General features: G+C 52.9%; 4 protein-coding genes. All 4 read right to left on the reverse strand.

All coding sequences use genetic code 11. The features are described 5' to 3' along the window. Positions 1-109 precede the first annotated feature (109 nt). The 4 genes from lpdA to pdhR all read right to left on the reverse strand — a co-directional run bounded on the left by lpdA (position 110) and on the right by pdhR (position 6,813). Positions 110-1,537 (reverse strand): dihydrolipoyl dehydrogenase, encoded by a 1,428-nt coding sequence (gene lpdA / locus BBW68_RS04975; RefSeq protein ID WP_070134268.1) that lies wholly within the window; start codon positions 1,535-1,537, stop codon positions 110-112. A 166-nt stretch (positions 1,538-1,703) separates the two neighbouring features. Next, entirely contained in the window at positions 1,704-3,230 is a 1,527-nt protein-coding gene (gene aceF, locus BBW68_RS04980) for a dihydrolipoyllysine-residue acetyltransferase (RefSeq protein ID WP_070134265.1), read from the reverse strand. A 14-nt stretch (positions 3,231-3,244) separates the two neighbouring features. Next, positions 3,245-5,908 carry a pyruvate dehydrogenase (acetyl-transferring), homodimeric type gene (aceE, locus tag BBW68_RS04985; protein ID WP_070134266.1) on the reverse strand — a complete coding sequence of 888 codons (2,664 nt, stop codon included), beginning with the start codon at positions 5,906-5,908 and terminating at the stop codon, positions 3,245-3,247. A 140-nt stretch (positions 5,909-6,048) separates the two neighbouring features. Beyond that, positions 6,049-6,813 carry a pyruvate dehydrogenase complex transcriptional repressor PdhR gene (gene pdhR / locus BBW68_RS04990; RefSeq protein WP_070134267.1) on the reverse strand — a complete coding sequence of 255 codons (765 nt, stop codon included), beginning with the start codon at positions 6,811-6,813 and terminating at the stop codon, positions 6,049-6,051. Positions 6,814-7,300: the final 487 nt, after the last annotated feature.

Here is a 7,300-nt window from a genome sequence, read left to right on the forward strand (position 1 = left end):
AAATCAATCAGCAGGATACGCCACTTTCCTCGAATCCCCATACACCATAAATGACCATAATTCCAAGCAAAATGGCCCCCGCAGGAGCCGTTTCTGACAGGTCAGCGAATTATTTCTTTTCCGCTTTCGGGTTTAGCAGGTCGGTGATGCTGCCTTCGAAGATTTCCGCCGCTAGGCCAACCGATTCGTGCAGGGTTGGGTGAGCGTGGATGGTCAGCGCCAGATCTTCAGCGTCACAACCCATCTCGATGGCCAGACCGATTTCACCCAGCAGCTCGCCGCCGGTGGTGCCGACAATCGCACCACCGATCACGCGGTGAGTCTCTTTGTCGAAGATCAGTTTGGTCATGCCGTCTGCACAGTCGGAAGCGATAGCACGGCCTGAAGCTGCCCACGGGAAAGTGGCGGTTTCATAGCTGATGCCTTTCTCTTTCGCTTCTTTCTCGGTCAGACCGACCCAAGCAACTTCTGGCTCAGAATAGGCAATCGATGGGATCACTTTCGGGTCGAAGTAGTGTTTCTTACCAGAAATCACTTCTGCCGCCACGTGGCCTTCATGCACGCCTTTGTGTGCCAGCATTGGCTGACCGACGATGTCGCCGATAGCAAAGATGTGCGGCACGTTGGTACGCATCTGCTTGTCGACGCGGATAAAACCACGGTCGTCCACTTCCACGCCAGCTTTGCCTGCATCCAGACCTTTACCGTTCGGTACGCGGCCAATTGCCACCAGCACCACGTCGTAACGCTGTGGTTCTGCAGGGGCTTTTTTGCCTTCCATGGTTACGTAGATGCCGTCTTCTTTTGCTTCTACCGCGGTGACTTTGGTTTCCAGCATCAGGTTGAACTGCTTACCGATACGCTTGGTGAAGACTTTCACCACGTCTTTGTCGGCAGCCGGGATTACCTGATCAAACATTTCTACCACGTCAATCTGTGAGCCGAGCGCGTGATACACAGTGCCCATCTCCAGACCGATGATACCGCCGCCCATAACCAGCAGACGTTCTGGGACAGATTTCAGCTCCAGCGCATCGGTAGAGTCCCAAACGCGTGGGTCTTCGTGCGGAATGAATGGCAGCTGAATGGGGCGGGAACCCGCCGCGATAATAGCATTGTCGAAAGTGATAGTGGTGGTTTCACCCTTCTCATTTTCCATAACCAGTGTATTTGCACCGGTAAATTTACCCAGGCCGTTGACTACGTTCACTTTACGTCCTTTAGCCATGCCGGCCAAGCCACCGGTCAGCTGACCGATCACTTTCTCTTTCCAACTGCGGATTTTATCAACATCGATCTGTGGCTTGCCGAAAACGATGCCGTGAGCTTCCAGCGCTTTAGCTTCTTCAATCACCTTCGCCACGTACAGCAGGGCTTTAGAAGGGATACAGCCGACATTCAGACAGACACCACCCAAGGTGCTGTAACGCTCAACGATCACGGTCTCCAGACCTAAATCCGCTGCACGGAAGGCTGCAGAATAGCCTGCAGGACCTGCCCCAAGTACCACGACCTGAGTTTTAATTTCTGTACTCATCATGACCTCTTAATTGATTGTCCGGCGGGTCAGGCTTTGAATTTCAACGTCCTTCTTCCACCGGAACGCGTTCACCGCAAAAATTGTTAATAAACTGCAAACCGCGGCGCCACGAATCATTACAACATCTTACAACAAAGCCGGCTTTTGCCAGCCTTGTTAAGGGTTACATCACCAGACGGCGAATGTCGGCCAGTGCATTGTTGATGATGGTGATGAAACGCGCACCGTCAGCACCATCGATTACGCGGTGGTCGAAGGAAAGCGACATCGGCATCATCAGACGCGGCATGAACTCTTTACCGTTCCAGACTGGCTCCATCGCGGATTTGGAGACACCGAGGATAGCCACTTCCGGCGCGTTAACGATTGGCGCAAAGTGAGTTGTCCCGATACCGCCTAGGCTGGAGATGGTGAAGCAACCGCCCTGCATTTCGCCTGCGGTCAGCTTGCCATCACGCGCTTTTTTGGAGATAGCCATCAGTTCACGCGAAAGCTCGGTAATGCCTTTCTTGTTCACATCTTTAAACACCGGAACTACCAGACCATTTGGCGTATCAACCGCCACACCGATGTTGATGTATTTTTTCAGCGTCAGTTTCTGACCATCTTCAGACAGCGAGCTGTTGAAGCGTGGCATCTGCTCAAGCGCAGCCGCGACCGCTTTCATGATGAACACCACCGGGGTGAACTTAACGTCCAGCTTACGCTTCTCGGCTTCGGCGTTCTGCTGCTTGCGGAACGCTTCCAGCTCGGTGATGTCGGTTTTATCGAAGTGAGTCACGTGTGGGATCATCACCCAGTTGCGGCTCAGGTTAGCACCAGAAATTTTCTGGATGCGGCCCAGCTTGACTTCTTCGATTTCACCGAACTTGCTAAAGTCCACTTTCGGCCATGGCAGCATGCTAGGCAGACCGCCGCCAGCGGCAGAAGGGGCTTCAACGCGTTTCACCGCATCTTTCACGTAGCTCTGCACGTCTTCTTTCAGAATACGGCCTTTACGTCCGGTGCCTTTGACTTTCGCCAAGTTTACACCAAATTCGCGTGCCAGACGGCGGATCACCGGGGTGGCATGCACGTAGGCATCGTTTTCTGCGAAATCAGACTTCGCTTCCGCTTTAGCAGGGACAGGGGCAGCCGGAGCAGCACCTTCCACTTCGAACACCATCACCAGAGAGCCGGTGCTGACTTTATCGCCGGTGGCAATTTTAATCTCTTTCACGGTACCCGCGAACGGTGCCGGAACTTCCATTGAGGCTTTGTCGCCTTCAACGGTGAGGATCGACTGCTCAGCTTCAACTTTGTCGCCAACTTTAACCATGATCTCGGTGACTTCGACTTCGTCGCCGCCGATGTCCGGTACATTAACGTCTTTTGCACCGCTGGCCGCAGCGGGAGCCGCAGCCGCCGGGGCCGCTTCTTTTTTCTTATCTTCGGCTGGAGCCGGTGCCGCAGCACAGCCTTCCGCTTCAAAGATCATAATCAGTTTGCCGGTCTCAACTTTGTCGCCGGTAGAGATCTTGATCTCTTTCACCACGCCAGCCTGCGGAGACGGGACTTCCATAGAGGCTTTATCACCTTCTACCACAATCAGCGACTGCTCGACTTCAACCTTATCGCCAACCTTGACCAAGATCTCGGTGACTTCAACTTCGTCCGCGCCGATGTCCGGTACATTAATTTCGATAGCCATTACTCTCTTACCTCTTATGCCAGACGCGGGTTAACTTTATCTGCATCGATCTCGAACTTGGCGATGGCATCTGCAACCACTTTCTTGTCGATTTTGCCACGTTTAGCCAATTCACCCAAGGCCGCTACGACCACGTAAGACGCGTCCACTTCGAAGTGGTGACGCAGGTTCTCGCGACTGTCTGAACGACCAAAGCCGTCTGTACCCAGCACGCGGTAATCGCTGACAGGAATATAGCTGCGCACCTGCTCGGCGAACAGTTTCATATAGTCAGTGGAAGCCACGGCTGGTGCATCGTTCATCACCTGAGCGATGTACGGTACGCGTGCTTCTTCTGTTGGATGCAGCATGTTCCAGCGCTCACAGTCCTGACCGTCACGGGCCAGTCCGGTGAAGGAGGTTACGCTGTAGATGTCAGAACCAACGCCGTAATCTTTCGCCAGGATCTCTGCCGCATCACGCACGTGACGCAGGATAGAGCCTGAACCCAGCAGCTGAACTTTACCTTTGCTACCCGCGATGGTGTCGAGTTTGTAGATACCTTTACGTATACCCTCTTCGGCACCGGTCGGCATGGCTGGCATGTGGTAATTTTCATTCAGCGTGGTGATGTAGTAGTAGACGTTTTCCTGCGCGTCACCGTACATGCGTACCAGACCGTCATGCATGATGACCGCGATTTCGTAAGCGTACGCTGGATCGTAAGAGATACAGTTCGGGATAGTCAGCGACTGAATGTGGCTGTGACCATCTTCGTGCTGCAGGCCTTCACCGTTCAGCGTGGTACGACCAGAAGTACCGCCCACCAAGAAGCCACGAGCCTGCTGGTCACCTGCTGCCCAGCACAGGTCGCCGATACGCTGGAAACCGAACATGGAGTAGTAGATGTAGAACGGGATCATTGGCAGGTTGTTGGTGCTATAAGACGTTGCCGCCGCTAGCCACGATGCGCCTGCACCCAGTTCGTTGATGCCTTCCTGCAGGATCTGACCTTTCTCGTCTTCTTTGTAGTAAGCAACCTGCTCACGGTCCTGCGGGATGTACTGCTGACCGTTCGGGCTGTAGATACCGATCTGACGGAACAGACCTTCCATACCGAAGGTACGCGCTTCATCAGCGATGATTGGTACCAAGCGATCTTTGATCGACGGGTTCTTCAGCATCACGTTCAGGGCACGCACGAAGGCGATAGTGGTCGAGATCTCTTTGTTCTGTTCATCCAGCAGCTGACGGAAATCTTCCAGTGCAGGCATTTCCAGCTTCTCGCTGAATTTCGCTTCGCGGGTTGGCAGGTAGCCACCCAGCTTTTGGCGCTGACCGTGCAGGTAAATGTGCTCTTCTGAGCCTTCAGCGAAGGTCACGTAAGGCAGGTTTTCGATCTCTTCATCGCTGACTGGCACGTTGAAACGGTCACGGATGTAACGCACGCCTTCGTGGTTCATTTTCTTAACCTGGTGCGCGATGTTTTTGCCTTCCGCGGTCTCACCCATACCGTAACCTTTGACGGTGTGAGCTAGGATCACCACAGGTTTACCTTTGGTATCCTGCGCTTTTTTCAGCGCGGCATAGACTTTCTTCGGATCGTGACCGCCACGGTTCAGTGACCAGATCTCGTCGTCGGTCATATCTTTCACCAGCTCTGCGGTTTCCGGATATTTACCGAAGAAGTGCTCACGCACGTAAGCGCCGTTTTTCGATTTGAAGGTCTGGTAGTCACCGTCAACGGTTTCGTTCATCAGCTGCACCAGTTTACCACTGGTATCTTTACGCAGCAGCGCATCCCAACGATCGCCCCAGATCACTTTGATCACTTCCCAGCCAGCGCCACCGAAGATGCCGTCCAGTTCGTTGATGATCTTGCCGTTACCGGTGACCGGGCCATCCAAGCGCTGCAGGTTACAGTTGATAATGAAGACTAGGTTATCCAGTTTTTCACGGGTCGCGATGGTGATTGCACCTTTGGATTCCGGCTCATCCATCTCACCGTCACCGAGGAAGGCGTAAACGGTCTGTTGAGAGGTGTCTTTCAGGCCGCGGTGTTCCAGATATTTCAGGAACTTCGCCTGGTAGATCGCACCCAATGGACCTAGGCCCATGGAAACGGTCGGGAACTGCCAGAAGTCAGGCATCAGTTTCGGGTGCGGGTAAGAAGAAAGGCCTTTACCGTGCACTTCCTGACGGAAGTTATTCATCTGCTCTTCGGTCAGGCGACCTTCAAGGAACGCACGTGCGTACACGCCTGGAGAGATGTGGCCCTGGAAGTAAACCAGATCGCCGCCGTCTTTTTCGGTACGCGCGCGGAAGAAGTGATTAAAGCACACTTCATACACGGTTGCGGAAGACTGGAAGGAGGACATATGGCCACCCAGTTCCAAATCTTTCTTGGAAGCACGCAGCACGGTCATGATGGCATTCCAGCGAATTAAGGAACGGATACGGCGCTCTAAAGAGGTGTTGCCCGGGTATTCCGGCTCATCTTCAACAGCAATAGAGTTGACGTAGTTATTGGCTCCAGCACCGGCTGCCACTTTAACGCCGCCTTTACGTGCTTCGTTCAGGACCTGGTCGATAAGATGCTGTGCGCGCTCAACACCTTCTTCACGGATGACCGATTCGATCGCTTCTAGCCAGTCGCGAGTTTCGATCGGATCCACGTCATTGTTTAAACGTTCTGACATGGGGGGGTATTCCTTATCTGTGTCTAATTACGTTGAATTGTCTGGAGCCTATCTCTCTGTACTCTGACTCATTGCAAAACACAGAGAGACAGGCCCGTCGTTTATACCTTTATCGGTATCTGCCGCGTTATTTTTACACGTTAGTCCTTACGTTGCTGTAAACGTCGCATGGAGCGCTCTCTACGACTTTGCTCCCGACTTCTGTCCAGCAATATTTCCTCGATAAACGCCAGATGGCGGTGTGAAGCTTCGCGCGCCTGTTCCGGCTCGCATGCCACAATCGCCTCAAAAATACTGGCGCGGTGTTCACTCACCTGCGCCAGTATTTCACGGCGCGAGTAAAGCATTTCGAAGTTCTGTCTGACGTTCTGTTCCAGCATCGGCCCCATGCTGCGCAATAAATGCAAAAGCACGACATTATGGGCGGCTTCTGTGACAGCAACCTGATACTGCATCAGCGCATTGGCTTCAGCGTCCAGATCGCCGCTCTGCTGGGCGGTCTGGATCTGCATGTGGCAGTCGCGGATGCGCACTAGGTCTTCGTCAGTGCCGCGCAGTGCGGCGTAATAGGCGGCAATCCCTTCCAGCGCGTGACGCGTTTCCAGCAGGTCGAACTGGGATTCAGGATGGCCGGCAAGTAATTCAACGAGCGGGTCGCTCAGGCTTTTCCACAGGCTGTTCTGGACGAAGGTGCCACCGCCCCGACGGCGCAGCAACAACCCTTTGGCTTCCAGACGCTGGATAGCTTCACGCAGGGAAGGACGGGAGACATCAAACCGCACGGCAAGCTCACGCTCGGGCAGCAGTTTCTCTCCGGGATGCAGTGTCCCTTCCATAATCAGCGACTCGAGCTGTTGCTCGATGGCATCAGAGAGCTTTGGTTGACGGATCTTACTGTATGCCATTATCCCTTCTTCTACGATTTGCTAAAGTAAATTGGTAATACCAATTTCTGAAAGGAGCCCGTAAAGTAACAAAGTACTCACCTGATGTCCATATGGCAACCGACTGAAAGCAGACCGTCGTCTCGTTCCTCATCAGACAACAGGCACCCGCATCCCTCCAGCTGAAACAGCGCGGTAAATGTTAAATTTGGTAATTTTGGGGAAAGGTGGTAGCGGCTTAGTGGATAAAATCTGAAAGCACTATAAGAGAATGTTATTCGTCATTCGCTCCGGTTTGTGCCAAATAATGGAATGTGAAGAGTGAGAACGAACGTTGATTTTTTTGGCATTATTTCGCACAGAAAGCAAAAGCGAGTGCAATAGGGAGCACCTAACACTATTCTCTTCGCCAGGATGGGTTTTGCCCTTTTTTCGCTTACACCACAGCGTAAAGATTTTAATACATTTTCGAGAAGTATAAAAACGAGGTCGCGAATTCAGATAATAA

Source organism: Candidatus Erwinia dacicola (assembly GCF_001756855.1).
In the GTDB taxonomy this organism is placed as follows: domain Bacteria; phylum Pseudomonadota; class Gammaproteobacteria; order Enterobacterales; family Enterobacteriaceae; genus Erwinia; species Erwinia dacicola.

Bases quoted from the DNA above. Each gene is read 5' to 3' on its own strand.
- lpdA (WP_070134268.1), bottom strand. From the start codon at position 1,537: ATGAGTACAGAAATTAAAACTCAGGTCGTGGTACTTGGGGCAGGTCCT.
- aceF (WP_070134265.1), bottom strand. From the start codon at position 3,230: ATGGCTATCGAAATTAATGTACCGGACATCGGCGCGGACGAAGTTGAA.
- aceE (WP_070134266.1), bottom strand. From the start codon at position 5,908: ATGTCAGAACGTTTAAACAATGACGTGGATCCGATCGAAACTCGCGAC.
- pdhR (WP_070134267.1), bottom strand. From the start codon at position 6,813: ATGGCATACAGTAAGATCCGTCAACCAAAGCTCTCTGATGCCATCGAG.